At 69.7% G+C, this 25551-nt stretch carries 23 protein-coding genes; 9 read left to right on the forward strand and 14 right to left on the reverse strand.

Annotation, left to right across the window (positions count from 1 at the left end):
* Window positions 1–2: 2 nt before the first annotated feature.
* Together rsmG and mnmG are read right to left on the reverse strand one after the other, a co-directional pair.
* Window positions 3–659, reverse strand: a complete 657-nt coding sequence (gene rsmG, locus MARPU_RS00625) for a 16S rRNA (guanine(527)-N(7))-methyltransferase RsmG (RefSeq protein ID WP_005221997.1) — start codon at window positions 657–659, stop codon at window positions 3–5.
* A complete protein-coding gene (gene mnmG / locus MARPU_RS00630) occupies window positions 656–2530 on the reverse strand; it encodes a tRNA uridine-5-carboxymethylaminomethyl(34) synthesis enzyme MnmG (RefSeq protein WP_005221996.1) in 1875 nt (624 codons plus the stop codon). Before mnmG ends, rsmG begins: the two co-directional genes overlap by 4 nt.
* A 77-nt stretch (window positions 2531–2607) precedes the next feature.
* On the opposite strand from mnmG, the gene MARPU_RS00635 reads away from it, so the two are divergent.
* The 3 genes from MARPU_RS00635 to MARPU_RS00645 are packed head-to-tail and all read left to right on the forward strand — an operon-like array spanning window position 2608 to window position 6527.
* The gene (locus tag MARPU_RS00635; RefSeq protein ID WP_005221995.1) at window positions 2608–3561 is read left to right on the forward strand and encodes an AAA family ATPase; all 954 of its coding nucleotides are present in this window, start codon (window positions 2608–2610) and stop codon (window positions 3559–3561) included.
* A complete protein-coding gene (locus tag MARPU_RS00640) occupies window positions 3545–4543 on the forward strand; it encodes a DUF58 domain-containing protein (protein ID WP_005221994.1) in 999 nt (332 codons plus the stop codon). The genes MARPU_RS00635 and MARPU_RS00640 overlap by 17 nt, the downstream gene beginning before the upstream one ends.
* On the forward strand, window positions 4533–6527 hold the full coding sequence (locus tag MARPU_RS00645; RefSeq protein ID WP_005221993.1) for a transglutaminase TgpA family protein: 1995 nt from the start codon (window positions 4533–4535) through the stop codon (window positions 6525–6527). Before MARPU_RS00640 ends, MARPU_RS00645 begins: the two co-directional genes overlap by 11 nt.
* On the opposite strand, the gene MARPU_RS00650 is transcribed toward MARPU_RS00645, so the two are convergent.
* The 7 genes from MARPU_RS00650 to MARPU_RS00680 form a co-directional block, all read right to left on the reverse strand.
* A complete protein-coding gene (locus tag MARPU_RS00650) occupies window positions 6524–7498 on the reverse strand; it encodes an AAA family ATPase (protein ID WP_005221992.1) in 975 nt (324 codons plus the stop codon). The genes MARPU_RS00645 and MARPU_RS00650 overlap by 4 nt on opposite strands.
* On the reverse strand, window positions 7495–8634 hold the full coding sequence (locus MARPU_RS00655; protein WP_005221990.1) for a DUF4350 domain-containing protein: 1140 nt from the start codon (window positions 8632–8634) through the stop codon (window positions 7495–7497). The genes MARPU_RS00650 and MARPU_RS00655 overlap by 4 nt, the downstream gene beginning before the upstream one ends.
* Entirely contained in the window at window positions 8624–10054 is a 1431-nt protein-coding gene (locus MARPU_RS00660) for a DUF4129 domain-containing protein (protein WP_005221987.1), read from the reverse strand. The genes MARPU_RS00655 and MARPU_RS00660 overlap by 11 nt, the downstream gene beginning before the upstream one ends.
* The gene (locus MARPU_RS00665; protein WP_005221986.1) at window positions 10044–11012 is read right to left on the reverse strand and encodes a stage II sporulation protein M; all 969 of its coding nucleotides are present in this window, start codon (window positions 11010–11012) and stop codon (window positions 10044–10046) included. Before MARPU_RS00665 ends, MARPU_RS00660 begins: the two co-directional genes overlap by 11 nt.
* Window positions 11009–11740, reverse strand: a complete 732-nt coding sequence (locus MARPU_RS00670; RefSeq protein ID WP_005221984.1) for an RDD family protein — start codon at window positions 11738–11740, stop codon at window positions 11009–11011. Before MARPU_RS00670 ends, MARPU_RS00665 begins: the two co-directional genes overlap by 4 nt.
* Before the next feature lie 100 nt (window positions 11741–11840).
* Complete coding sequence (locus tag MARPU_RS00675) at window positions 11841–12509, reverse strand: cation transporter (protein WP_005221981.1); 669 nt, start codon at window positions 12507–12509, stop codon at window positions 11841–11843.
* Window positions 12510–13260: 751 nt separating this feature from the next.
* Window positions 13261–13842, reverse strand: coding sequence for a chorismate--pyruvate lyase family protein (locus MARPU_RS00680; protein ID WP_005221979.1), 582 nt, complete (start codon window positions 13840–13842; stop codon window positions 13261–13263).
* Window positions 13843–14213: 371 nt separating this feature from the next.
* Between MARPU_RS00680 and MARPU_RS00685 the strand changes: the two genes are divergently transcribed.
* Window positions 14214–14411, forward strand: coding sequence for an alanine-zipper protein (locus MARPU_RS00685; protein ID WP_005221977.1), 198 nt, complete (start codon window positions 14214–14216; stop codon window positions 14409–14411).
* Here MARPU_RS00685 and MARPU_RS00690 read toward each other — a convergent pair.
* Window positions 14390–15346, reverse strand: coding sequence for a L,D-transpeptidase family protein (locus MARPU_RS00690; protein WP_025275042.1), 957 nt, complete (start codon window positions 15344–15346; stop codon window positions 14390–14392). The genes MARPU_RS00685 and MARPU_RS00690 overlap by 22 nt on opposite strands.
* Before the next feature lie 385 nt (window positions 15347–15731).
* Here MARPU_RS00690 and MARPU_RS00695 point away from each other — a divergent pair, with 385 nt between their 5' ends.
* A complete protein-coding gene (locus MARPU_RS00695) occupies window positions 15732–15998 on the forward strand; it encodes a FeoA family protein (RefSeq protein ID WP_005221972.1) in 267 nt (88 codons plus the stop codon).
* Window positions 15999–16043: 45 nt separating this feature from the next.
* On the forward strand, window positions 16044–18395 hold the full coding sequence (feoB, locus tag MARPU_RS00700; protein ID WP_005221970.1) for a Fe(2+) transporter permease subunit FeoB: 2352 nt from the start codon (window positions 16044–16046) through the stop codon (window positions 18393–18395).
* Here feoB and MARPU_RS00705 read toward each other — a convergent pair.
* The 3 genes from MARPU_RS00705 to MARPU_RS00715 form a co-directional block, all read right to left on the reverse strand.
* Window positions 18367–18906 (reverse strand): SixA phosphatase family protein, encoded by a 540-nt coding sequence (locus MARPU_RS00705; RefSeq protein ID WP_005221968.1) that lies wholly within the window; start codon window positions 18904–18906, stop codon window positions 18367–18369. The two genes, feoB and MARPU_RS00705, sit on opposite strands and share 29 nt — an antisense overlap.
* Window positions 18907–18997: 91 nt before the next feature.
* Window positions 18998–19879 (reverse strand): fructosamine kinase family protein, encoded by an 882-nt coding sequence (locus MARPU_RS00710; protein WP_005221966.1) that lies wholly within the window; start codon window positions 19877–19879, stop codon window positions 18998–19000.
* Window positions 19876–20481, reverse strand: coding sequence for an HNH endonuclease (locus tag MARPU_RS00715; protein WP_025275044.1), 606 nt, complete (start codon window positions 20479–20481; stop codon window positions 19876–19878). Before MARPU_RS00715 ends, MARPU_RS00710 begins: the two co-directional genes overlap by 4 nt.
* Before the next feature lie 636 nt (window positions 20482–21117).
* Between MARPU_RS00715 and MARPU_RS00720 the strand changes: the two genes are divergently transcribed.
* The gene (locus MARPU_RS00720; protein WP_005221961.1) at window positions 21118–23325 is read left to right on the forward strand and encodes a primosomal protein N'; all 2208 of its coding nucleotides are present in this window, start codon (window positions 21118–21120) and stop codon (window positions 23323–23325) included.
* A 232-nt stretch (window positions 23326–23557) separates the two neighbouring features.
* Here the strand turns inward: MARPU_RS00720 and MARPU_RS00725 are convergent, their stop codons facing one another.
* Window positions 23558–24157, reverse strand: coding sequence for a histidine phosphatase family protein (locus MARPU_RS00725; RefSeq protein ID WP_005221960.1), 600 nt, complete (start codon window positions 24155–24157; stop codon window positions 23558–23560).
* A 578-nt stretch (window positions 24158–24735) separates the two neighbouring features.
* On the opposite strand from MARPU_RS00725, the gene MARPU_RS00730 reads away from it, so the two are divergent.
* Window positions 24736–25038, forward strand: a complete 303-nt coding sequence (locus MARPU_RS00730) for a hypothetical protein (protein ID WP_005221959.1) — start codon at window positions 24736–24738, stop codon at window positions 25036–25038.
* A gap of 1 nt (window position 25039) precedes the next feature.
* Window positions 25040–25480 (forward strand): hypothetical protein, encoded by a 441-nt coding sequence (locus MARPU_RS00735; RefSeq protein WP_005221958.1) that lies wholly within the window; start codon window positions 25040–25042, stop codon window positions 25478–25480.
* The last annotated feature ends 71 nt before the right edge of the window (window positions 25481–25551 follow it).

Here is a 25551-nt window from a genome sequence, read left to right on the forward strand (position 1 = left end):
ACTCAGTCGTTCTCGATGGCGATCAGGTGACGCGGGCCGTCGAGGAAGGGCACCTGCAGGCGGTGCACGGTGAACGGCTCGGTCGGTAGCTCGGCGGCGTCGACCTCGGGGTGGTGCGCGCGCATCAGCAGCAGCCGGCCCGGTGTGTCCAGCAGGCCGGTCTCGCGTACACGCAGCACGTCGGTGGCGGCAACCGCACGGCTGACAATGGTACTGAATTTTTCCCCCGGCCGGTACGTCTCGATCCGCGCCTGCACCGGCTCGGCGTTGGCGAGGCCGAGTTCGAGCACCGCCTGGCGCACGAAGCGCACCTTCTTGCCGTTGCTGTCGAGCAGCCGGACCCGGCACTCGGGGACGGCGATCGCCAGCACCAGACCGGGCAGGCCGGGGCCAGTGCCGAGGTCGAGCACGCGCTCGCCGAGCAGGTGCGGCAGCACCGCCAGGCTGTCGAGCAGGTGACGCACCACCATCTCGTCGGGGTCGCGTACCGCAGTGAGGTTGTAGGCGCGGTTCCAGCGCACCAGCAACTGCAGATAGTCGATCAGCTGGTTGTGCTGGGCCGCCGTCGGCGCGATCCCCAGCGCCGCGCAGCCGGCCTGCAGCCGCTCGCCGAGGCGCTCGCGCTGGGCCGGGGTGAGATCGGTGTTCGCGCCGCTCATGCCGGGTGCCGCTTGAGATGGATCAGCAGCAGCGACACCGCCGCCGGGGTCACCCCGGGGATGCGTGCGGCCTGACCGATGGTGGCCGGACGGGTCTGACAGAGCTTCTCGCGCACCTCGGCGGAGAGACCGCGCACCGCGGCGAAATCGAAGGTCTCGGGCAAGGACTTGTCCTCCTGGGCGCGCTGACGGGCGATCTCGTCGCGCTGGCGGGCGATGTAACCGGCATAGCGGGTCTGGATCTCGACCTGCTCGGCGACCTCGGGGGCGACCGGGTGATCCGCGGTATCGATCAACACGTTGACCCCGGCGTGGTCGACGCCGGGACGGGCGAGCAGGTCGAGCGCGCGCGTCTCGCGCCGCAGCGGCTCGCCGAGCACCGCCTGCATGTGTGCCGGGTCGATCCGGTCGGGACGGACGATGGCTGCGGCGAGGCGCGCGCGCTCGCGCTCGATCGCCTCGCGCTTGGCCTCGAAGCGCGCCCAGCGTTCGTCGTCGACCAACCCGAGCGCGCGTCCGCTCTCGGTCAGGCGCAGGTCGGCGTTGTCCTCGCGCAGCATCAGCCGGTACTCGGCGCGGCTGGTGAACATGCGATAGGGCTCGTTGGTGCCGCGGGTGACCAGATCATCGACCATCACCCCGATGTAGGCCTCGTCGCGACGCGGCACCCAGGGCGACTCTTCGCGCAGCCGGCGCACCGCGTTGATGCCGGCGAGCAGCCCCTGGGCGGCGGCCTCCTCGTAGCCGGTGGTGCCGTTGATCTGACCGGCGAGGAACAGCCCCTGGAGCTGGCGCGTCTCCAGCCCCGGGGCGAGGTCGCGCGGATCGAAGAAGTCGTACTCGATGGCATAGCCGGGGCGGGTGATGTGGGCCTGCTCCAGCCCCGGGATCGAGCGTACCAGCGCCTCCTGCACGTCGTAGGGCAGGCTGGTGGAGATGCCGTTGGGATAGACCTCGTGGGTGTCGAGCCCCTCGGGCTCGAGGAACACCTGGTGCGAGTCCTTGTCGGCGAAGCGTACGATCTTGTCCTCGATCGAGGGACAGTAACGCGGGCCGATGCTGTCGATCACCCCGGTGTAGAGCGGCGAGCGCGACAGCCCGGCGCGGATGATCTCGTGGGTGTGGGCATTGGTATAGGCGATGTGACAGCTCACCTGCGGCGGGTGCTCGGCGGCGCTGCCGAGGAAGGAGAACACCGGCACCGGGTCGTCGCCGGGCTGCTCGGCGAGCCGTGTGTAGTCGATGCTGCGCGCGTCGAGACGCGGCGGCGTGCCGGTCTTGAGCCGCTCGATCCGCGGCATCAGTTCACGCAGTCGCGCGGCCAGGGCGTTGGACGGTGGATCCCCGGCGCGCCCGCCCTCATAGTTGCTGAGACCGATATGGATGCGCCCGCCGAGAAAGGTGCCGACAGTCAGCACCACCGCCCGGGCACGGAAGCGCAGTCCCATCTGGGTGCTGACCCCGGCCACCCGGTCGCCCTCGACGATGAGGTCGTCGACGGTCTGCTGGAACACCCGCAGCCCGGGCTGGGACTCGAGCGCCGCGCGCACCACGGTGCGATAGCGGATGCGGTCGGCCTGGGCGCGGGTGGCGCGCACCGCCGGACCCTTGCTGGCGTTGAGGGTGCGGAACTGGATCCCGGCGCGGTCGGTGGCGCGTGCCATCAGCCCGCCGAGGGCGTCGATCTCGCGCACCAGATGGCCCTTGCCGATACCGCCGATGGCGGGGTTGCAGCTCATGTTGCCGAGGGTGTCGACGTTCTGCGTCAGCAGCAGGGTCTGCGCGCCTGCGCGTGCCGCCGCGAGCGCCGCCTCGGTGCCCGCGTGACCGCCTCCAACCACGATGACGTCGTACTGATCGCTCGCAAACATGTCAGGGAACCCGATCCGATGAAGCCCTTCAGTTTAACCCATATCCATGCGCGCGCGGCGGCGCCGGGAGCCTCTGCATGAACCGACCCGAACCTCGCCCCGTCCCCGCGTCGCCGGTCGATCGCTGCGGCGCGGTGCTCGAGGCCGCCGCCGCGGTGATCCTCGGCAAGGAGCACGAGTTGCGCCTGGCGTTGACCTGTCTGCTCGCGCGCGGCCACCTGCTGATCGAGGACCTGCCCGGGGTCGGCAAGACCACGCTCGCACACCTGCTGGCGCGACTGCTCGGGCTGGAGTACGCGCGCATCCAGTTCACCAGCGACCTGCTCCCGGCCGACGTCATCGGGGTGGCGGTCTACGACCGCGCCAGCGAGTCCTTCCGCTTCCACCCCGGTCCGGTGTTCTCCCAGCTGGTGCTTGCCGACGAGATCAACCGCGCCACTCCCAAGGCGCAGAGCGCGCTGCTCGAGGCGATGGAGGAGCGTCAGGTCACCGTCGAGGGCGAGACTCGCACGCTGCCCGAGCCCTTCTTCGTCATCGCCACCCAGAACCCGCTCCACCAGATCGGCACCTTCCCGCTGCCCGAGTCGCAGCTCGACCGCTTCCTGATGCGCATCGAACTCGGCTATCCGGCCGCGCACCAGGAGAAGCGGCTGCTCGCCGGCGAGGACCGTCGCGCGCTGGTGGCGCGCCAGACGCCGGTGCTCGCGCCCGCCGAACTCGCCGCTCTGCAAGAGCTGGTGGTGGCGGTGCATGCCGCCCCGGCGGTGATCGACTATGTCCACGACCTCCTCGCCTTCACCCGCGCCTCGGGGCGCTTCGCCTACGGGCTCTCGCCGCGCGCCGGGCTGGGGCTGGTGCGTGCGGCCAAGGCCTGGGCGCTGCTCGGCGGACGCGACTATGTGCTCCCCGAGGACGTGCAGGCGGTGCTGCCGGCCTGTTGCGCCCATCGTCTGGTCGGCAGTGGCGAGGGCGCTGTGCTCGACGCCTCCCGGGTCGACGCCGAGATCCTTGCCCATGTCCCGATCCCCTGAACGCGCGCGCTGGCGCGGCTGGCTCGCCGCGCGCTTCGACGCCATGCTGCGCCGCGCCCGCAGCGATCCCGATGGCGTGGTGCGCATCGGCGCGCGCCAGATCTATATCCTGCCCACCCGCTTCGGGCTGGTGTTCGGCGCCGTGCTGTTGGTGATGCTGCTCGGCTCGCTCAACTACCAGAACAACCTCGGGCTGCTGTTCACCTTCTTCCTCGCCGCGGTGGCGCTGCTGGCGATGCACCACGCCTGGTTCAACCTGCTCGGGCTGGAGCTGCAGGCGCGCCCCGGGGCGGCGGTGTTCGCCGGCGAGTCGGCGCGCTTCACCCTCAGCGTGCGTGGGCGCGGTCGTCGCACGCGTGCCGACCTGCGTCTGAGTGGTGCCGAGGATGCCGCTGCGCCGCTCGCCGTCCCCGCCGGTGAGCAGAGCGGCTGCGCTCTGGTCGTCACCACCAGGCGCCGTGGCTGGCAGCCGCTCGGTGAGGTGCGGGTCGAGACCTGCCACCCGCTGGGGCTGTTCCGCGCCTGGTGTCACACCCTGCCGCGTGCCGCATCGCTGGTCTATCCGACCCCGGCGCCCCTCGCGCCGCCGCCGCCCGGCGCCGGTGCCGGTGCGCGTGCCTTGCCCCAGGGGGCGGGGGCCGGGCTCGAGGACTATGCCGGCGCGCGCGACTATCGTCACGGCGACTCGCCACGCCATCTCGACTGGAAGGCCTATGCCCGCGAACGCGGTCTGCTGACCAAGCAGTTCGAGGGCGAGCAGGGGCATGAGCTGTGGATCGACTGGGCGGCGCTCGCCACCGTCGATCCCGAGACGCGGCTCGCCGAACTCGCCCGTCAGTTGCTCGATGCCGCGGCCGCCGGGGCGCGTTTCGGACTGCGCCTGCCCGGGGTGGAGGAGCCGCTGGCCGCCGGCGAGGCGCAGCTGCAGCGCTGTCTCACCCGTCTCGCGCTGTTCGGTCTGGAGGACGGCGATGGCCACTGAGCGCGCGCACTGGCCCGAGCCCGTCCCGGACCGTCTCCAGCGGCTGTGGCTGACCCTGCTGGTGATCGCCGGCGCCCTGCCGTTGCTGCCCCGGCTCGACTGGCGCATCGGTGCCTTCGCCAGCGTGCTGTTCGCGCTGCGTCTGCTCGCGCTGCGCTGGCACGGGGTGCAGCCCGGGCGCTGGCTGCTGGTGCTGCTCACCCTCGTCGGCATCGCCAACTGTCTCCATGTCTACGGCAGTCTCAGCGGGCGTCAGGGCGGGGCGGCGCTGTTTCTCACCATGCTCGCGCTCAAGCTGCTGGAGCTGCACGCGCGGCGTGACCTGCAGATCGCGGCGATCCTGCTCGGCTTCCTGGTGGTGGTGCAGTTCCTCTTCGACCAGTCGCTCGGTCTCGCACTCTATCTGGCGTTGGTGATCGGGGCCATGCTCGCGCTGTTGGCCGACCTCAACGGCGCGACTGGGGCGGGGCGGTTGCGCCCGGCGCTGACCACGACCATGCGGTTGGCGCTGCAGGCGTTACCGCTGACCCTGGTGCTCTTTCTGCTCTTCCCGCGTCTGAGTGCGCCGCTGTGGGACCTCGGGCTCGATGCCGAGCAGGCCCGCACCGGCTTCTCCGATACCATGGAGCCGGGCGCGGTCAGCGAGCTGGTGGTCAATGGCGAGCTGGCCTTCCGGGTGCGCTTCGAGGCCACCCCGCCACCGCCCGAGCAGCGCTACTGGCGCGGTCTGGTGTTGTGGCAGACCGATGGACGGCGCTGGACGGTGGGCGAGCCGCCGCGCACTGGACCGGTCTCGCTGGCGCTCGCCGCTGCGGCCGATCGGCTCGACTACGAGGTGGTGCTGGAACCGACCGACCGGCGCTGGCTGTTCGCGCTCGATCTGCCGGTCGCGGCCGAGGGGGTGGTGCTCGCGCCCGATCATCTGTTGCGTGCCAGCCGCGCGGTGGAGAGCGCGCTGCGCTATCGGGTGCGCTCGGCGCTCGACGCTCGCACGCCCGCGCCGAGCGCGGCGCTGCGTGACTATGCCCTGCGCCTGCCGACCGCCACCATCACCCCGCGGATGCGCGCCCTGGTGGCGAGCTGGCGTGGCGAGGGCGCGGACGACCAGACCGTGGTGAGACGCGCGCTCGCCCACTTCAACCGCGAGGCCTTCCACTACACCCTGCTGCCGCCACCGCTCGGGCCGAATCCGGTCGATGCCTTCCTGTTCGAGACCCAGCGCGGTTTCTGTGAGCACTATGCCAGCAGTTTCGCCACACTGATGCGGCTGGCCGGGATCCCCTCGCGGGTGGTGCTCGGCTATCTCGGCAGCGAGCCCAATGCCATCGGCGGCTATCACATGGTGTGGCAGTCCGATGCCCATGCCTGGGTCGAGGTGCTGTTGCCCGGGCGCGGCTGGGTGCGGGTCGATCCCACCGCCGCGGTGGACCCCTCGCGGGTCGACAACCAGACCGCCTCGCGGCTGCTCGGCGCCGGCAACCCGGTGCGCTTCGAGCTGGCCCAGGATGCGTGGCTCGCCCGGCTGGCGCGCGGCGCGCGCCAGTTCGCCGACAGCATCGATGCGGCCTGGCAGCAGTGGGTGCTCGACTTCTCGGTCGAGGACCAGCTCGGACTGCTGCAGCGGCTCGGACTCGGTGGGCTGGGTGAGTACGGGCTGGCGGTGGTGATGGTCGTGACCTTCTCGCTGACCCTGGGCGCGGTGCTGCTGGGGCTGGTGCGCGCGCCGCGCGAGCCCGATCCGCTGGTCGCGCGTCATGCCCGTTTCTGTCGCCGGCTGGTGCGTATCGGGCTGGCGCCACGCCCCGGCGAGGGTCCGCAGGATCATGGTCAGCGGGTGATCGCCGCGCGTCCCGACCTCGCCGCCCCGGTCTCGCGCTTCCTCGCGCTCTATCTGCCGGCGCGTTTCGGTCCCGCGCCCGACCCCCGGGCGGTGGCGCGGCTCGATGACCTGTTGCGCGGCTTCCGTCCGCGCCGTCGTCGCTAGTCGCGCGGCGCGGGGACGCGTTCGACCAGGTCGCCAAGCAGGGCGTCGGCACTCACCCCCTCGATCTCCAGTTCAGCGCCGAGCCGCAGCCGGTGGCGCAGTACCGCCGGGAGCATGCAGCGCACGTCGTCCGGGGTGGTGAAGTCGCGCCCCTCGATGAGCGCGTGCGCCCGCGCCGCGCGCACCAGCGCGATGCTGGCGCGCGGCCCGGGACCGCTGTCGACCCCCGGCCAGTCGCGCGCGGCGCGCACCAGCGCTACCGCGTAGTCGAGCACGCGCTCATCGAGCCGGAGCCTGGTGGCGCTCAGTTGCAGGCGCTGCAGGGTTGCGGTGTCGAGCAGCGGACGCACCGCCGAGGTGTCGAGCCGGTCGCCGATGCGCCCGCTGGTGGCGGCGCGCACCGCCGCGCGCTCGGCCTCGGCGCTCGGCGGCGCCACCGCGATCTTCAGCAGGAAGCGATCGAGCTGGGCCTGGGGCAGCGGGTAGGTGCCTTCCTGCTCGATCGGGTTCTGGGTGGCGAACACCAGGAAGGGTGGCTCGAGCGCCAGCGCCTGGCCCTCGATGGTCACCTGTCCCTCCTGCATCGCCTCGAGCATCGCCGCCTGGGTCTTGGCCGGGGCGCGGTTGATCTCATCGGCGAGCAGCAGGTTGCAGAAAATAGGCCCGCGGCGGATGCGAAAGGCCTCGCGCTTGAGGTCGAACACCGCGTGCCCGGTGACGTCGCTCGGCATCAGGTCGGGGGTGAACTGGATGCGTGCGTAGCGCCCCTGCACCGCGGCGGCGAGCGCGCGAACCAGCAGCGTCTTGCCGACCCCGGGGACGCCCTCGAGCAGCGCGTGTCCGGCGGAGACCAGCGCCACCAGCAGCTCGCGGATGGCCTGGTGCTGGCCGCTGACGGCCTGGCCGATGTTCTGTTCGAGCTGGTCGAGCTGGATGACCGCCTCGGTCAGCGGCAGTGGGGTCTGGGTCATGGATCGGTGCTCTCGCGGTTGCCACCGGGCGCTCGGGCCTGCTGCTCCAGTCGCGCCAGGGTGTGGGTGAGGGTGATGAGCGCGCGGTCGTTGCGGGGTGTCTCCTCGAGCGCCTGGGCGAGTCGCGCGCGCGACTCGCCGCTGGCCGCGGCGAGTCGGCTCAGCCGCTGTTGGCGGGGCGCGCGCGCGAGTCCCGGTAGGCGCCTCGCCCACAGCCGCAGCACCTGGGCACGGCTGGCGGCGAGCAGCGCGCGGATCCGCCGGTGGCGCCAGAGGAAGCGCGCCCCGGCCTCGAGATGGACGAGCCGGTCGCGCGCCGGTGGCGGGGCCGGCGCGAGCGTCGGCCCGAGCCGCGCGCCGAGCGACCACAGCCACACCGCCACGGTCAGCGTGGCGGCGACCAGTGCCAGCGGCGCCCGCGCCCACAGCCGCGCGAGCAGTCCCGGCGGGGTCTCGGCATACAGCAGCCATACCGTGCCGCCGGGCGCGGGGGCGACCAGGCGGGCGCCGAACAGGGCGTGGTCAAGCTCGCCGATGCGCTGGCCTGTGAGGATGTCGAGGTCGGCGAGCACGCTCAGCCGGCCGGCGCCGATCTCCCGGTGCGCCAGCGGTTGCCCGCAACGCTGTTTGTCGCCATGGCTGACGCACAGGGTCCGCCCGGGGTCGAGGGCGACCTCGAGTGGTGGCGCCGCGGGTGTCGGGCGCAGCCGGAGCGGCGTCGGTGGGCCCGATTCGGTCCAGCTCTCGGGGTGGATCCCGAAGGCCTCGAGCAGCGCGTGGTGCGGCCCCGTCCCCGGCGTGGTCACCAGCCGTCCGCCAGCGGCGATCCAGTCGCGGAGCCGGTCGCGTTGGCGTGGTGACAGCGGGCCGGGTGCGCGCACCACCAGGGTGTCGCCGGGGGGCGGTGGGGCGACGAGCAGGGCATGATCGGGGCGACTCTCGACGGCGATGCCGAGCCCGATGAGGAAGCGCTCGAAGGCGAGCAGCGGGTTGGCTTGGGCTGCTGCCGAGGGACCGACTGGCACCTGTTCGACCCGGCGCTCGAAGTGGGTCAGGAACCAGCTCGCCAGCGCCGCCACGAGGACCAGCCCGGTGCCGCCGAGGGTGAGCGCGAGCAGGCGCTGTTCAGTGCGCATCGGTCCGTCCCTGCCAGCGACGCCAGTGGCTCAGCAGTCGCTCGACGTGCGCCGCGCTCGGGTCCCGGTCGCCGTAGGCCGCGTGCTGGCGCGCCGCGGCGATCGCGGCGAAGGGGACCCCGATCCGGCGTGGCAGCTGGGTGCGCGCCCGCTGTACGCAGCTCCCCTCGGTGGCCCCCGGGGGGAGCGAGAGACCGAGCCGGTCGAGTCTCTCCAGGCTGGCGCGATAGAGCGCGCCGATGGCCGCGCCCGGGTCGTCGGCAGTGAGCAGGCGACGGATCTCGGTCTCGTGATCGATGGGCGATGCGCTGTACAGCCCGGGCGCGGCCTCGTGCTCCGTCCTGGCCGACCTGGGCAGGCGTGGCGCGCGTTCGCGCCACAGCGCGCGGACGAGCACCAGCAGGGCGATCGCGGCGAGCGTCACCAGTCCCCATTGGATGGTGCCGGCGAGCCAGGGGGGCGGGGTCGCCGCCCAAGAGCCCACGGCGTCCTCGGTGCCGCGCTGTGCGTGCTCGGCCACCGGCAGCCACAGCTCGACCTCGCGGGTGGCGCCGAAGTCGGGCGAGTCGAGCACCTCGGCGATGCGTGCGCGGGCCGCCTCGGGGGTCGGCCAGGTCTCGGCCTCGGCCTCGGCCGGTGGCGGGGCGAGCAGCAGCGGCGCGAGCAGCGCCAGCGCCGGGAGCACGGCGGCCGGTGGCGGCGGGGCGCGGCGGAAGGCGAGTTCGATGTCCCAGCCCTCGAGTTCGGTGCGACGGCTGAGATAGAGCGCGAACCCGGCGCAGACATAGAAGGGCGCGATCAGCGAGCAGGCGAGCAGATAGCAGGCGCTGCTGATCCAGTAGGCCGGCGAGGCGCTGTCGTCGAGTGCGGCGATCAGGTCGATCCCTGGCAGCCCCTCGGGGATCAGCAGATAGAGCCCGAGCAGCATGCCGCCCCAGAGGATCGCCTCGAGGTGATAGCAGACCAGGGTCAGCCACCCGCTGGCGCTGCCCTCGGCGAGGATGCGCTGCCGCGCCCGTCGCGCCCGTCGCGGCAGCCCTTCGAGCAGCAGCAGCGGGAGCACGAGCGCGCGTCTCGGGCTCAGTCGGCGCCACAACAGTAGCGGCAACAGGCGCGGGCGCAGCCCGGCGCCGAGCATCCCGGGGAGGGCATCGCGTCGCGGGCGCTCGTCGAACAGCGCGCGGCTCGCCCACAGCAGCAGCGGGGCCTCGTAGACCGGCTTGCACCACCACAGCGCCAGCAGCCAGAGGTCGCTGTGAAGCCAGGCCAGCGCCAGCACTATCAGGGTCAGCGGCAGTGCGGTGCACCACCACAGCCCCCAGAGCGCCGGGAACCAGGCGCGGGCGAGGGCGAAGCCGAGATCGATCGCCTGCCAGGCGGGGCAGGGGCGCAGCCGGGCGGTGAGTCGTTCAAGACGCATCGTTGCCACGTCCGGCCAGGGCGATGTAGAGGGCGAGGAGGGTCCAGCCGGCGGCACCGACGGCGTATTTGACTGCCACCGGCGCCGCGCCGGCCGACCAGAAGGCCTCGATCAGTGCCGCGCCGAGGAGCATCAGCGCCGCACCGGCTACCAGCACCAGGGCATCGCGGGCATTGACGCGCAGCGCCGCGAGCCGCGGCAGCCGGCCCGGGGCGAACAGCGCCTTGCCGAGCAGCAGTCCGGCGCCGCCGCAGATGGCGATCGCGCTCAGTTCGAAGGGGGCGTGACCGCTGACGAAGGGCCAGAAGGTGACGCCGTGACCGATGGCGCTGAGGTGACCGGCGGCGGCGCCGATGAACAGTCCGTTGAACACCAGGATGACCACGCTGCCGATGCCGAACAGCACCCCGGCGGCGAAGCTGCGAAAGCCGATGCCGACGTTGTTGCGGACATAGAAGCCGAACATCGCCAGGTCGCTGTCGGCCGGGCGGACCTGGCCGGGGTGGTCCCGGGCGGGGTCGTAGAGTGCCTCGAGTTCGGCGAGCTGCTCGGCGTCGACCAGCGTCAGGATCAGCCCGGGGTCGTGATAGGCACCGAGCGCCATCGCCGCCATCGGTACGAACAGCAGCGCGGCGGCGAGCCACAGCGGCGCGGCGTGACGGCGCAGCGCGCGCGGGAAGTCGCGTGCCATCAGCCGCAGCGCGCGGGCGCCGAGGCGCAGCGTGGGGCGATGGAGCTGGGCGTGACCGCGCCGCACCAGCTGCTCGAGTTCGGCGACCAATCCGGGGGTGTAGCCGCGCGTCCGCGCCAGCGCATAGTGCGCGCACACTCGGCGATGCAGGCCGGGGAACTCGGCGAGTTCGGCGCCGCGGCGCCGGCGCTGTTCGAGCTGCTCGAGCAGCGTGCGATAGCGCGCCCAGTCGGCGGCGTGCTGGTGCTCGAAGCGCTGTTGTCTCATGCCGCACGTCCGTCGGGCGCGCCGCGGTCGAGCCAGGCCGCCCAGGCGGTGATCAGTGCGGGTGCGGCACCGCCGTGCACCCCGCGCGGGGCGGTCAGGACCTCGGCGAGTTCGATGCGCCGGGCGTCGGCGAGTGCGGGCGCGCGCTCGGCGAAGGCGAGGATCGCCGCCCGGGTGGTGGCGTCGAACTCGGGCGGCGGGCGCTGGCCGGTGGTCGACGCCGGGCCCCGGCGTACCGCCTGGCGCTCGTCGTGCACCACCAGGGTGGCGGCGGCGAGGTCGCCGATGCGGCGGAAGTCAGGGTCGGCGAGGCTCACCACCAGCCCCAGGGCGTAGCCGGCGGGGAGGAAGTCGACCGTCCGCAGCAGGTTGCGCAGGGTCGAGGCGGGGAGCCCGACCGGGGTGGCGTCCTCGTGCACCACACGCAGCCCGAGTGCCCGCTTGCCGGGGGTGGCGCCGCGCCAGACCTCGAACACCACCGGATAGAACCACTCGATGGCGAACACCGCGAGCAGCGCCAACCCGACCCCGAGGTCGGCGAGTGCGAGCAGCGGGAGCAGCAGCAGATAGAGCCCGAGCCGGATCAGCAGGTCGAGCGCCAGGGCGAGCGCGCGCGGCACCGGTCCGGCAACGCGCAGCCCGAGATCGATGCCCTCGGGGGTCTCGCGCAGGCGCAGGGTGTCGAGCGGCGGTGGTGGCGTGGCGATGTCCCGGCGTGGCGCGTTCATGGCACAACGATGCGGGATTCGCCCGGCGTGGGCAAGCCGGTGGGATCGGTGGCGCCCGCGCCGCGCAGGCGCGCGGCACGGGGCAGGCGGCGGTGCCCGATCAGATGCGCTGTGGCGCGCGTTCGAGTGCGGCGAGCTGGCGCAGCGAGTGTCTGACCATCTTCAGCGGGATGCCGAAGAACCAGATCGAGGCGACCAGCACCATCACCGGGTCGGCGTAGCGGGCGAGGTGCGCCATCGGGGTCAGCTCGGTGAGCTTGGCGATGATGAACCCGCACATCACCGCGCCACTGATCACGGTGTCCATCAGCCACTGTTTCTCCTCGGCGTTGATCAGCCCGGAGCCGCCCTGCTTGCGGTGCTTGGTGATGTACCACCAGCTCAGGGTACAGCCGACCACGTTGATCAGGCCGAAGAGGATGGCGAGATCGCCGTCGGTGTCGCGACCACCGTCGAGGATGGCGCGCACCGCGAGCACCAGCGACAGGGTGCAGAGCAGGATGATGACCGCACCCTTGAACAGGATCACTCGGTGCTCGATACGGGCCGCGGCCTGGGTGTTGAGCAGCCGTGACTGGCGATGGATGTAGTAGAGGGCGAGCAATGACACCAGGGTCATGAACAGGCCGATCAGGGAGTACAGGCCGTCGAAGATGACCACCATCGAGTTGATCCAGAGACCCCAGATCACTCCCATGATGGCAAAGGCGAGGGTAGACAACATCGAGAAGATCAGGATCTGACGTTCTCTCCGAGTCTGGGCGGACATGATGACCTCAACAGAAAGATGATGCGTGTTTGATAGGTGAAGCGCGCGCCGGTCTGGTCCGGGTGTGGAACCGTGCGGCACACGTCAGGGTGCGAGCCTGTGGGGCGAGCGATGCGCGGTGCTGTCTCCATGCAATGATCCGGTGGTGTTGACGGTGATGACCTCCAGCGCGATTGCGCTGGAGGTCGGTGAGGCGGCCCCGGCACCGGTTGTCCGGGGGCGCTGGATATGGTCGTCGAGCCGTATCGGCGCGCTCGGGCACGGCCCTTCCGGGCGCGCTCGACGGATGGGGGCGCTGGCGTCAGCGTTGCGGTGGCGCGGGTCGCGACCGGACGGTCGGCGATGATGATGCGGACGCACGCGGGCGACCGCTCACCCTGGGGCGGGAGACGGCATCGGTGTCAGGCACCGATGGTATCGGCGGTGTTCGGGGCGCCGATCACGGGCTGGTGTGCTGGGGGGAGCGCGTGAGAAGCACACCAGTGCTTCCCGGGGTGCGAGCCATCACCGCGTCGCGTGTCGCGCGGGCAGCTGACCGCATTGATCTGAGGCGATGTCTGTATGCTCTAGGCTGCTTGCGAGTTGGCGGGGTGGTGCGTGACCACGCCCTGACCTCCCCATCTGCGTAGCGTCGGCAGGATCATGAATGTGTATTCATTCAAACACTTGTCCAATGACTTTGCAAACGTCGCCTGGCGAGCGGCGCGCATCATCGCGACGCCCGCCACCGTGTGACGATGGGCGTGTCGGCTCAGCGATAGAGCGCGAGGGGGAAGTATTCGGTGATCAGGATCACCGGGTGGCGCTCGATGATGATGCGGTAGGTGCGGTAGACCGCGCTCGGCTCGGCGTCGTCCTCGATCAGGCCGACGTCGAGTACTTCGCGATAGCTCTCCAGACCACTGTCGCGGATCAGCACGCCGATACCGATCTCGCGATCGATCAGGCGCTTGCGGAAGTCGGCTGGGATCAGGTCGGTGCGGATCAGCGAGAAGGCCTCGGCGAAGCTGCGACCGCTGTCGTCGCCGCGCAGCCGCGCGTCGCGCAACAGACAGCGATCGCCCTCGCCGACCTCGATCCAGGGGACCGTGGCGGTGGCGTGCTCGAAGCGCTGCTCGACGGTGTCGACCGTCACCGGCTCCCAGAAGTAGGCCTCGAGGATCTTGGTGACGGTGCCGTCGGTGACCAGCAGGGCGCGCAGGAAGGGGGGCAATGCGGCGAGTGCGAAGCTGGCGCCGCTCGTCGCGCGCAGTTGGCCGTCGCGTAGGAAACCGTCGCAGCGGAAGGTCGACTGTGCCGGGCCCTGCTCGGGGAGTCCGTAATAGCGATGCATGGACGGGACCTCAGCGCGCACGCCACGGGCGGGCGGTGAGGGGGATGGGGGATGCGGACATGGATGCTTGCCTTGATCGGTTGAATGGTCTGTGGTCGCCGGCCACGGCGGTGGCGGAGAAAAATAGCAGAACTTGGTCGTGATGGGCTTGATGTTGAGTCATGCTTGACGCACTCTCAGAGCACGGCATCCGGTCGCCTCTCTGGAACGGTGGGACCGGGGCCGGCACACTGGACCTGAAGGGTCAGAGACCACTCCGTCAATTCGGCCGGCCCCGACTCCGGGACTGGCCGGTCGGCGCGCGGAGGTCAGTCCCGGGTAAATGTGTTATACCAACAAGGGCCTTGAGCCGATCAATGGAGACATTACCAATGACCAAGACCGTCAAGCTCGCTTCCCTGTCCCTCGCCGCTCTCCTTGGCGCATCGCTGCTCGGCGGTTGCGCGACCGATCAGACCGCTCGCGACATGGCGCAGCAGGCGCTCGACACCGCTAACAGCGCTCAGGCGTGCTGCAACGCCAACACCGAGCGTCTGGACCGCATGTATCAGAAGATCATGGGCAAGTAAGGCGCTTGATCTGAGTGCGTCCGGTGTCCCACGGCCCGTGGGACACCGGTGTTCTCGTCGATGGCGCGCTGCACCTCGCGCCAGTCGATCTCCACTCCCTCGGCCTCGGCGAGCGCAGCCGGGACCGCCTCGCGGGCCGTGACCCGCTTGCCCTCGCGATTGACGTGCACCTCCAGATAGAGATCGTCGCCGCGCCAGCCGAACTTGTAAGGCTGGTCGACGATGGTGACCTGGGTGCGCAGCTCGGTCAGCGAGAACAGCTCCTCGATCCCCTCCGGGTAGAGCCGGATACAGCCGGCGCTGACCTCCATCCCCAGCCCCCAGGGCTTGCTGGTGCCGTGGATTAGGTACTCCGGGTTGCTCAGGCGCATCGCGAATCGTCCCAGCGGATTGTCCGGCCCGGGCGGTACCACCGCCGGGAGGATGTCGCCATAGGCGGCGTGGGCGGCGCGTACATTGGGGCCAGGTGTCCAGCTCGGGTCGCGTTTCTTCTCGATGATGCTGAAGCCGCCCAGCGGTGTGTCCATGCCCTCGCGCCCGACGCTGATGGCATAGGAGCGGACCTCTTCGGGGTCGTTCGGGGGATAGAAATAGAGTCGCTTCTCGGGACGGTTGATGACGATGCCCTGGCGCGGCGCGTCGGGTAGCACATAGAAGGTCGGCACCATCACCTCGGTGCCCGCGCCCGGGACCCACATGTCGACCTCGGGGTTGGCGTTGCGCATGTCCTCGAAGCCCTGGTTGTTCTGGCGAGCGACGTCGAGCAGGGTGTCGTCGGCACGGGTGGCGAAATAGAAGGGGACGCCGATGACGCTGTCGCCCGGGTGTTCGAGCCGATAGGTCTCGGCGCGTCCGACCCCGGCGATGGTCAGCGCCAGGGCGCCGGCGAGACAGACCGCCAGTGTGCGACGGCCGTTGGTGATACCCCGTTTCATCAAGACCTGTGTCTGCATCTGTATCCGCCCAAAGAAACCTCGATCGACTGTTGAACACCCGGACTCGTTGGAGCCGGGGTGGCGCATCCTCTGCCAGTTCGCCCGCTCCCGCAAGCGGCATTCCGTCGCGACCGGCTCGGTCGCTGCATTCGCCTGTTCATCAACATGGATCGTCCGGGGCAGGTTTTCGAGCATGCGTTGTCTGCCGCGCCCTCGCCGGTCGCTTGATCCCTCAGATCGGTCCGTCGCGTCCAGGGTTCCTCGGAGCGGTGATATCGACGTGACTGCGGTACGGGCATGGTTCGGGTTATGCTTCGATGATCGACCAGGCTCGATTGATTCGCAGTCGCAGCCGTCCCTCGTTATCGGTTCAGACCCATCAGCCATGTCGCATACCGTATCGTCCATCCCCCTGTCCGAACTCCAGCACGACACCCCGGCGCGCATCGTCGAGATCCAGGGTGGGCGTCAGTTGACCCGTCGCCTGCTCGCACTCGGGCTGCGTCAGGGCTGCCTGCTTAGCGTGGTGCAGCGCCGCGGGCAGGGGTTGGTGCTCGCCACCGGCGGCGGCCGGATCGCCATGGGTTTCGGGGTGGCCGAGAAGGTGCGGGTGTGTGTCGACCCCGAGGTTCGCAGCGACGACCTCGACTGAACACGCGATCAACACTCCGCGAGCCCCAACACCAGGATCGAAGCGATGACGGCGACTCTTACCCCACTCGATGATCAACGTCCGGCCCCGCTGACCCTTGCCCTGGCCGGCAACCCCAACTGCGGCAAGTCGGCGCTGTTCAATGCCCTGACCGGGATCCGCCAGACCACTGGCAACTGGCCTGGGGTGACGGTCGAGCGCAAGGAGGGTGCGCTCGAACTCGATGGCCGACGACTGCGGGTGATCGACCTGCCGGGGATCTACTCGCTCGACGCCAGCTCGCTCGACGAGCGGGTCACCCGCGACTATCTGCTCGCGCGCGAGGCCGGGCTGATCGTCAACGTGATCGATGCCGCCAACCTCGAGCGTCATCTCTATCTCACCGTACAGCTCCTGGAGATGGGCGTCGACCTGGTGGTCGCGCTCAACATGATGGACGTGGCGCGCAAGCGCGGGGTGGCGGTCGACGTCGCCGCGCTCGCCGCCGCGCTCGGCTGTCCGGTGGTGCCGGTGGTGGCGGTCACCCGCGAGGGGCTCACCGAGCTGCAGGCGCGAGTGCTGGCGGTGGCCGAGGGGCGTGAGCCGGGGGGACACGCGCTCGCCCAGGGCGACTGTGTCGAGGAGGCGATCGAGCGTCTGGCGACGACCTGCGACCCGGCGCAGCCGCGCGCCAACGCCCGCTGGCTCGCGCTCAAGCTGCTCGAGTCCGACCCCGAGGCCGAGCGCGCCGCCACCCCCGAGGCGCGCGCGCTCGCGGTGCAGGCGCGCGCTGAGATCGCCGAGCGCGTCGGCGACGAGGCCGATCTGCACATTGCCGACACCCGCTTCGGTCATGCCCACGCCCTGGCGCAGCGGGTGTCGCGCGCGCGCGGTGCGGCGGCGCGCAATCTCTCCGATCGCATCGACCGGGTGGTGCTCAGCCGGCTCTTCGGTATCCCGCTGTTCCTGCTGATGATCTATCTGATGTTCATGTTCACCATGAACGTCGGGGGGGCCTTTATCGATTTCTTCGACCTCGCCGGCGGCGCACTCTTCGTCGACGGCACTGCTGCGCTGCTCGGCGCGCTCGGCGCTCCGGGCTGGCTCGAGTTGGTGCTCGCCCAGGGCATCGGCGGCGGGTTGCAGGTGGTCGGCACCTTCATCCCCATCATCGCCAGTCTCTACATCGTGCTCTCGATCCTCGAGGACTCGGGCTACATGGCGCGCGCGGCCTTCGTCATGGACCGCTTCATGCGCTCGATCGGGCTGCCGGGCAAGGCCTTCGTGCCACTGATCGTCGGCTTCGGCTGCAACGTCCCGGCGGTGATGGCGACCCGTACCCTGGAACACGAGCGCGAGCGCAAGCTCACCATCCTGATGAACCCCTTCATGTCGTGCGGTGCGCGGCTGCCGGTCTATGCGCTGTTCGCCGCCGCCTTCTTCCCGCACTCGGGGCAGAACCTGGTGTTCGCGCTCTATCTCGTCGGTATCGCCGCGGCGGTGCTCAGCGGGCTGGCGATGAAGCACAGCCTGCTGCGTGGCGAGAGCGCCGGGTTGCTGATGGAGCTGCCGCCTTACCACCTGCCGACCCTGCGCGGGGTGGCGCTGCGTACCTGGGACCGGGTGCGGCTGTTCCTGCGCGGGGCGGGCAAGGTGATCGTGCTGATGGTGCTGGCGCTCAACCTGCTCTCGAGCGTCGGCAGCGACGGCAGCCTCGGCAACGAGGACAGCGACCAGTCGGTGCTCGCCGCCGTCAGCCGCGCGGCTACTCCATTGTTCGCGCCGATGGGGATCGAAGAGGACAACTGGCCGGCGGTGCTCGGGGTGATCTCCGGGGTGCTCGCCAAGGAGGTGATCGTCGGCACCCTCGATTCGCTCTACGGCCGGCTCGCCGAGGAGGCGGGCGCGGCGCCGGTGGCCGACGATGATACGTTCGCGCTCGGTGCGCGGCTCGGCGAGGCGGTGGCCAGCGTCGGCGACAACCTCGGCGCGCTTGGCGCGCGGGTGCTCGACCCGCTCGGGCTCGACGTCGGCGAGATCGCCGACAGCGCCGAGGCGGCCGCCGCCCAGGGGGTTCGGGATGCGACCTTCGGGGCCATGATCGAACGCTTCGACGGTCAGGCCGGGGCCTTCGCCTATCTGTTGTTCGTGCTGCTCTACTTCCCCTGCGTTGCCACCATCGGCGCCATCGTGCGCGAGGCCGGAGCACGTTGGGCGGCTTTCGTCGCCGCCTGGACCACCGGCGTCGCCTATCTGGTCGCGGTGATCTTCTATCAGGCCATGACCTTCGCCCGCGATCCGCTCGGCGCCGGACTGTGGATCGGCGGTGGTCTGACGGCGCTGCTGGCGGTGTTGCTGGGGCTGCGGCGCTGGGCGCGGGGGGCGGCTGTCAGTCGGCGAGCTGACGCGGTCGGGTGAGCGCGAGCAGGCTGGCACAGCCGGGTTCGAGCCGCGCCCAGTCCGCGGGCATCTCCAACCGGACGAGTGCCGCAGTGGGCAGCAGCTTGCCGTGCTCCGGCGGTTCGAGGTCGTCGCCGGCAAGATATTGGAGCAGCAGCTCGAGGCCGGGGTTGTGGCCGACCAGCAGGACCGTGCCGGAGGCTTGCGGGCAGTGCCCAAGGACCTCGAGCAAGGCGCGGAGGTCAGCCTCGTAGAGGTTCGGCTCCCAGAGGATGCGGCGCTTGTCGAAGTCGAGCCGCTTGCAGACCATGATCGCGGTCTGACGGGCGCGCTCGGCCGGTGAGCTGATGACCTGATCGGGGACCAGGCCCTCGCGATAGAGCCAGGCGCCGATCCGTGGCGCGTCGCGGCGCCCGCGCTTGGCCAGTGGACGGGCGAAGTCGGTAGCGGCGCCGGCATCCCAGTCGGACTTGGCGTGACGCAGGATCAGCAACTCGCGTGGGGTACGGAAGGAGTCTTGAAAGTTCAAGCCGGGGTCCAGGCCAGACTGCAGTGACTTGGCCGCACTTTTAACACAGTCGTCATCTCGACGACAGAGGGTGTGCGCAAGCGTCGTCCGTTCAGCCCAGCTCGGCGAGCAGCTGCTCGATCATCCCCTGAGCCTGCTGGCGATAACCGCCGCCGAACAGGTTGAGGTGGTTGAGCACGTGATAGAGGTTGTAGAGGGTCTTGCGTATCGCGTAGCCCGGCGCCAGCGGCCAGGCCTCGCGATAGGCGGCGTGGAACGCCGGGCCGAAGCCACCGAACAGCTCGGTCATCGCCAGATCGGTCTCGCGGTCGCCGTGGTAGACGGCGGGGTCGAAGATCACCGGGGTGCCGTCGGTGGTGGCGCCGATGTTGCCGCCCCAGAGGTCGCCGTGCAGCAGCGAGGGTGTCGGTGCGTGATCGAGCAGGGCGTCGACCCCGAGCAGCAGGCGTTCGCCGGCGCGCTGTAGGGTGCCGCAGTGTCCCTGGGCGGCGGCCAGCTCGAGCTGCGGACGCAGCCGTCGCTCGCGCCAGAACTCGGTCCAGTCGGCGCAGGGTGCGTTGTGCTGCGGGGTCGAGCCGATGGTGTTGTCGCGATGCCAGCCGTGGTGCTCGGCGCTGGTGCGGTGCAGTGCCGCCAGCCCGTGGGCGGCGCGCACCGGATCGAGGCGACCGTCGAGCGCGAGGTACTCCATCGCCAGGAAGCTGTGCCCCTCGGCCAGGCCGCAGCAGATCGGCCGCGGCACGCGGATCGCCGCGGCTCCGGCCAGGGTCTCGAGCCCCTCGGCCTCGGCCTCGAACATCGTCAGTCGCTCCGGGCTGTTGAGCTTGACGAAATAGCCGCGTGCGCCGGACTCGAGTACCAGCGCATGATTGATGCAGCCGCCGTGCAGGGTGCGCCGGCGCTCGGGGTGGAAGGGCTGGCCGCTGGCCGCGCCGATGCGCGCGGCCAGCGCCTGCTCCAGGCTCAGGCTCACTGCGTCCCTCGCGTGAGGATACGTCGGTGCAGCGGGCTGGTGCGTGGGAAGTGGGCGCGCAGGAACTCCATCTGATCGGCGAGGACGTGACGGCCCATCAGATAGATGTACTCGGCATGATTGGGGGTGAAGGGCACCGCCAGCAGCTCCATGCCGGCGTCCTCGGGCGAGCGCCCGGCCTTGATGTTGTTGCAGCGCATGCAGGCGGTGACGACGTTGTTCCAGTGGTCCTCGCCACCCTTGCTGGTCGGGCGCACATGGTCGCGCGAGAGATGGCGTGTCGAGAAGCGCTGGCCGCAGTAGAGACAGATGTGGTCGTCGCGCTGGAACAGGGTGCGATTGGAGAGCGGCGGCACATAGTCGTCCTGCTGCTTGACCATCGCCTGATGATTGCCGTAGGTGGCGATGATCGAGTGGATCACCAATTGACTGCGCAACCGGGTATGCGCATTGACCCCGCCGTAGAGCCGGAACAGGGTGTGACCGCAGGCATAGGCGACCTGCCCGAGATAATAGAGCCGGGCGGCGACGCGATAGTCGACCCACTCGAGTGGCATGCCTGCCAGATCCGTTCGCAGTACCTGTTGATTCAATGACAACATAGCGGGAATGCGGCTCGGAATTTGCCTGCATGATACAGACTTGATCGTCCTGCGCAAGTCATTGCGCGCAGACCATTATCCTTTCTGTAAGCAAGGTTTTACCTCTTCCTGGGTAGATCGCCGGCTGGATCCAGAAGACGAGCCGACAGACGGTCATCTTCAATGACCTCTGGATGACCGAATGGTTGCCGACGCCAAGCATCCGTTGATCCACGGCGGACGAATGATTCGGGCGCGCTCGAGCGTTGTGCGCACTCATTGAAACGTCTGTCGTGGTGAGGATGAATGGCGCCACCGAAGTTGCTCAATGAGTGTGTCATGGGATGCTCTCCGACCCATCGCGGCGGCTCACTAGCGCCGCTAGGAGAAGACTTCATTCACAGAGCGACGGGCTGGTGTCGGTCTTGATGATATGGTTGAGTTCATTTCCGGTAAAATTCACGAATGATTTTTAACTCAATGATTTTTAAGGCCGTTTTTTTGATGGTCAAAATCTGTTCACAACCCTCGGGTCACCGTGGTGATGCTGTTTGATAGGCGCTCGTCGCCGTCTGTCCCCAGACTTATCCACAGGTGCTGGGGTTGCGGAGCGACGCGGATCGATGAGCGTGACGAATCGGTCGATGAGGTCGTGTCGTGACCGAGGCGAGGATCGCGCGGGTGGCGTTGCCCGGTCCGCTCGACGAACTGTTCGACTATCTGCCCGGCGTGATGGGGCAGCCCGAGCCGGGGACCCGGGTGCTGGTGCCCTTCGGTCGTTCACGTCGAGTCGGCATCCTGGTCGAGTACGCCGCCGAGTGTGGCTGTGACCCGAGTCGGCTCAAGCCCGTCGAGCGAGCGCTCGACCCGCGACCGCTGTTCGGGCCAACCGATCTGACGCTGATCCGCTGGGCCGCCCGTTATTATCGTCACCCGCTCGGCGATGCCCTGTTCACCGCGCTGCCGGTGCGGTTGCGTGAGTCCGGTCCGCTGCTCGCGAGTGGTGTCGCCGGTATCCGCCTGACTGCCGCTGGCGCGGCCCTGACACCCGCCGAGCTGGCACGGGCGCCGCGTCAGCAGGCGCTACTTGCGCGCCTGCTCGAGTCACCCGAGGGCCTCGCGCAGCGCAACCTGGCCGACGAACTCGGCGGCATCACCAGCGCGCTGCGCGCACTGCGCGCCAAGGGGTTGGTCGAGTCCTGTCGGCTGGAGCCGGGTGCGGTGGCATCGGCGGACTCGTCTGCGGTGCTGGCGGCCCCCGAGCTCAACCCCGAACAGGCCGCGGCGCTGGCGGCGGTGAGCGAGGCGCTCGGCGGTTTCCGCCCCTTCCTGCTCGACGGCATCACCGGCAGCGGCAAGACCGAGGTCTATATCCGCGCCATCGCCGAGGTGGTGGCCGCCGGCGGTCAGGCGCTGGTGATGGTCCCCGAGATCGGACTCACGCCGCAGCTGCGCGAGCGCTTCCGTACGCGTCTGCCGGGGCCCCTGGCGGTGTTGCACTCGGCGCTCGCCGCCGGCGAGCGCGAGCGCGCCTGGCACCAGGCGGCCAGCGGCGAGGCGCCGGTGGTGCTCGGTACCCGCTCGGCGGTGTTCGTGCCGCTGCCGCGGCTGGCGCTGATCGTGGTCGACGAGGAGCACGACCCCTCGCTCAAGCAGCAGGAGGGGTTTCGCTACTCGGCGCGCGATCTGGCGGTGCGCCGCGCCCAGCTCGTCGGCTGTCCGGTGGTGCTCGGCACCGCCACGCCGGCGCTCGAGACCCTGCACAACGTCACCGCCGGTCGCTACCATCGTCTGGCGCTGCCGCGCCGCGCCGGCGGTGCGCGACCGCCCACCATCAACCTGCTCGACATCCGCAACCAGCCCTTGCGCGCCGGGCTCTCGCCGGTGCTGCGTGAGCGCATGCACGCAGCCCTGGCGACGGGCGGTCAGGTGTTGCTGCTGCTCAACCGCCGCGGTTATGCCCCGGTGCTGACCTGTCACAGCTGTGGTTGGGTCGGTGTCTGCCCGGATTGCGACGCGCGCATGACCCTGCATCTGGGCGAGCGGCGGCTGTGGTGTCATCACTGTGGTCGGATCGAATCGGTACCGCGCGACTGTCCGCAGTGCGGGGGGCCGGACCTGCGCATGCTCGGGCGCGGCACCGAGCGGCTCGAGGAGGGGCTGACCGAGCTCTTCCCCGGCGTGCGGATCGCGCGCATCGACCGCGACAGCACCAGACGCAAGGGCGAGCTGACGCGGTTGCTCGCCGCGGTGCATCGCGGCGAGGTGCAGATCCTGCTCGGCACCCAGATGCTGGCCAAGGGGCACGACTTCCCCGGGGTGACCCTGGCCGGGGTGATCGATCTCGATCACGCCCTCTATGCCAGCGATTTTCGTGCCCCGGAGCGCACCGCCCAGCTGATCGTCCAGGTCGCCGGTCGCGCCGGGCGGGCCGAGCGCGCCGGCGAGGTGGTGCTGCAGACCCGCCATCCCGAGCACCCGCTGTTGCAGTCGCTGTTGCGCGAGGGCTATGGCGGCTTCGCCCGTGCCGCGCTTGCCGAACGCGAGGCGGCGCAATTGCCGCCCTTCACCTATCTGGCGCTGTTGCGCGCCGAGGCCCCGGAGCAGGAGGCCGCGCTCGCCTTCCTCGCCGCGGCGCGCGCGCACGCCGAGCCCTTGTGCTCGCCCGAGGTGGAACTGCTCGGCCCGGTGCCGGCGCCACTGTCGCGTCGCGCCGGACGCCATCGCGCCCAGCTGCTGGTCCAGTGCGCGCAGCGTCCGGCGCTGCAGCACTTCCTCGCCCACTGGACCCCGACGCTGCGTGCCCTGCGTCGCATCAAGGGGGTGCGCTGGTCGCTCGACGTCGACCCGCAGGAGATGGTCTAGGAGGCGGCTGTCAGGTTTCAAGGGTTCTTGAACCGCCAAGACACAAAGATCGCTAAGGAAGGGGGCGAACAGTCGGCTTGTCAGTTCTTGTGGAGACGGTCGTTTGTCTCCGATCGCGGTGGTTGCAGGCGCCGACTGCAGGCTGCCCGATTCAAGCTAATCGCTTCCTTTGTGCTCTTTGTGTCTTTGCGGTTCGGATCCGTGATCCAGCTGGTCGCTGGATCGCGGCGACTCAGGGCAGGGTGGGGCGGTTCATGCATTCGAGCACCGGGCCGTTGGCGCCGTGGCGGATGCGGGTGATCCCGGCGTAGTCGGTCTTGGTGCGATACCAGTCGTGCGGACCGAGTCCGAGTACCTCGCCGAGGATGGCGCGGGTGGTCCCCGAATGGCAGACGATCAGCAGGTGCTCGCCGGGGTGGCGTTCGAGCCGGGCGCGATAGGCACCGACGACCCGGTCGAGGAAGGCCTCCAGGGGTTCGGCGCCCTTGGGGCGGCAGCCGACCGGATCGTTGCGGTAGGCGCGATGACGCTCGGGCTCGCTGACGGCGATCTCGCCATGGGCGCGTCCCTCCCATTCACCCATGCCGACCTCGGCGAACTCGGGGATGATCTCCAGCGGCAGGTGATGATGCTCGGCGAGTTCGCGGGCGAAGGCCTGGCAGCGTTGCAGCGGTGAACTCAGTACGCGCGTCCAGGGCGCGGCGTCGCCGACGGCGTGGCGCATCTGCTGCCAGCCGGTTTCGGACAAGGGGTCGTCGACGCCACGGCCACGGTAGCGCCGTCCGCCCACGGGCTCGCCGTGGCGGATCAGGTCGATAAGGGTTGCGGACACGCTTGGGGATTCCTCGGGAACGGACGGGCGCGCCGCTGGTGAACGGGCGCGCGGGAAAACCTTTAATTCTAGCTTGACTCCATGGCGATGGCATCAGGGGCGAAGGCTTGTGGCTCGGCACCTATCAGCGACCAGCTGACTGAGCCGCTAAGCGCGCGAAGGTGAAGAAAGGCTTCCAGCCGCCAGCCTTCAGTCGCCAGTCGCCAGTCGCCAGTCGCCAGCGGGCGTTTTTCCTCACCGTCGCCACGAACACCAGGCGTCATCGACGTAGGATGGGCAAAGCGCAGCGTGCCCATCGTGGGATTGGCGATCAGCGCCTAGCCTTCAGCCGCCAGCTGCCAGCCTCCAGTGAGGGGGCTGGGTTGTTTCGTTGCGTCGCGGTTGACCGCACACCGACACTGGAGGCTGTTTGCTGAAGGCTGGTCGCTTTCTTCGCGTCCTTTGTGTCTTGGCGGTTCAATCTCCCGGCGGCTGGCGGCTGGCGGCTGGCGGCTGGCGGCTGGCGGCTGGCGGCTGGCGGCCCTTTGCGGTTCAATCGTCGCTGACCACCGATTCTCAATCTAGCAAGGGATCACGCCATGACTGCCAAACGCTATGCCGGTATCCACAACGAACTCCAGGGTGGGATGACGCCGACGGCCAACATTATCCGCGACGCCTGGGTGTTCGGTCTGATCCCCGAGGAGGAGACCTGCGAGGGCTGGACGGTGCAGGGGATCGACGACCTCTATGACAAGGTCAGCGCGGCCTGGGCACCTTATGGGCATCTGGCCTCCAACCTGCCCTCGGAGCTACGCGAGCGCCATGCCCGGATCTATGAGGCCGCAGTGACCCGGGCGCGTGCCACCGGCTGGGACCCGGACCGGCTCGAGGAGGATTGAGGTGGCCGGTTCCGGGCCTGGCTTCATCTTTTATCGGCCCGGAATCGTGATCGCGCGTGAATCGACGACCCTGTCCGCGCCGTTGCACAACGCCTTGCAGCTGCGCCGCATGCGCAGTGGTGTGGAGCGGGTATTGCTGCCGATCCGCGCGATGCAGTATCTCGCTCTGATCGAGCGTGCCGAGATCGCCTTCGTCGATGTCCAAAGCAGCTACGACGAGGGCAACGGGACTGGTGGCCATCCGATCCGGGTCGCCTGGCGACCACTGGCTGGCCGTTGTTCGCTCACGGAACCCGTTGGCTACGAAATTATCTATTATTGTAAGGACATGGCGCAGACCCAGCGCCGTCTGATCACAGAGCTGGGAAAGCTGCTCCTGGCCGGAGGAACCGGGAGAGGCCACGCGGCCCGTTGTCCCGTATTCCCCTTCCCCGGTGCATGAGGTTGGTGCCATGCCAGGCTCATCACGTCAATCAAGAGTCTCGTACAGGGACCATGCTCGAATCGCCTCGT

Source organism: Marichromatium purpuratum 984 (genome assembly GCF_000224005.2).
GTDB lineage: Bacteria > Pseudomonadota > Gammaproteobacteria > Chromatiales > Chromatiaceae > Marichromatium > Marichromatium purpuratum.

What these genes read in the sequence shown, in the direction of transcription:
- rsmG (WP_005221997.1), bottom strand. Translation starts at nt 659, where the DNA reads ATGAGCGGCGCGAACACCGATCTCACCCCGGCCCAGCGCGAGCGCCTC.
- mnmG (WP_005221996.1), bottom strand. Translation starts at nt 2,530, where the DNA reads ATGTTTGCGAGCGATCAGTACGACGTCATCGTGGTTGGAGGCGGTCAC.
- MARPU_RS00635 (WP_005221995.1), top strand. Translation starts at nt 2,608, where the DNA reads ATGAACCGACCCGAACCTCGCCCCGTCCCCGCGTCGCCGGTCGATCGC.
- MARPU_RS00640 (WP_005221994.1), top strand. Translation starts at nt 3,545, where the DNA reads ATGTCCCGATCCCCTGAACGCGCGCGCTGGCGCGGCTGGCTCGCCGCG.
- MARPU_RS00645 (WP_005221993.1), top strand. Translation starts at nt 4,533, where the DNA reads ATGGCCACTGAGCGCGCGCACTGGCCCGAGCCCGTCCCGGACCGTCTC.
- MARPU_RS00650 (WP_005221992.1), bottom strand. Translation starts at nt 7,498, where the DNA reads ATGACCCAGACCCCACTGCCGCTGACCGAGGCGGTCATCCAGCTCGAC.
- MARPU_RS00655 (WP_005221990.1), bottom strand. Translation starts at nt 8,634, where the DNA reads ATGCGCACTGAACAGCGCCTGCTCGCGCTCACCCTCGGCGGCACCGGG.
- MARPU_RS00660 (WP_005221987.1), bottom strand. Translation starts at nt 10,054, where the DNA reads ATGCGTCTTGAACGACTCACCGCCCGGCTGCGCCCCTGCCCCGCCTGG.
- MARPU_RS00665 (WP_005221986.1), bottom strand. Translation starts at nt 11,012, where the DNA reads ATGAGACAACAGCGCTTCGAGCACCAGCACGCCGCCGACTGGGCGCGC.
- MARPU_RS00670 (WP_005221984.1), bottom strand. Translation starts at nt 11,740, where the DNA reads ATGAACGCGCCACGCCGGGACATCGCCACGCCACCACCGCCGCTCGAC.
- MARPU_RS00675 (WP_005221981.1), bottom strand. Translation starts at nt 12,509, where the DNA reads ATGTCCGCCCAGACTCGGAGAGAACGTCAGATCCTGATCTTCTCGATG.
- MARPU_RS00680 (WP_005221979.1), bottom strand. Translation starts at nt 13,842, where the DNA reads ATGCATCGCTATTACGGACTCCCCGAGCAGGGCCCGGCACAGTCGACC.
- MARPU_RS00685 (WP_005221977.1), top strand. Translation starts at nt 14,214, where the DNA reads ATGACCAAGACCGTCAAGCTCGCTTCCCTGTCCCTCGCCGCTCTCCTT.
- MARPU_RS00690 (WP_025275042.1), bottom strand. Translation starts at nt 15,346, where the DNA reads ATGAAACGGGGTATCACCAACGGCCGTCGCACACTGGCGGTCTGTCTC.
- MARPU_RS00695 (WP_005221972.1), top strand. Translation starts at nt 15,732, where the DNA reads ATGTCGCATACCGTATCGTCCATCCCCCTGTCCGAACTCCAGCACGAC.
- feoB (WP_005221970.1), top strand. Translation starts at nt 16,044, where the DNA reads ATGACGGCGACTCTTACCCCACTCGATGATCAACGTCCGGCCCCGCTG.
- MARPU_RS00715 (WP_025275044.1), bottom strand. Translation starts at nt 20,481, where the DNA reads ATGTTGTCATTGAATCAACAGGTACTGCGAACGGATCTGGCAGGCATG.
- MARPU_RS00730 (WP_005221959.1), top strand. Translation starts at nt 24,736, where the DNA reads ATGACTGCCAAACGCTATGCCGGTATCCACAACGAACTCCAGGGTGGG.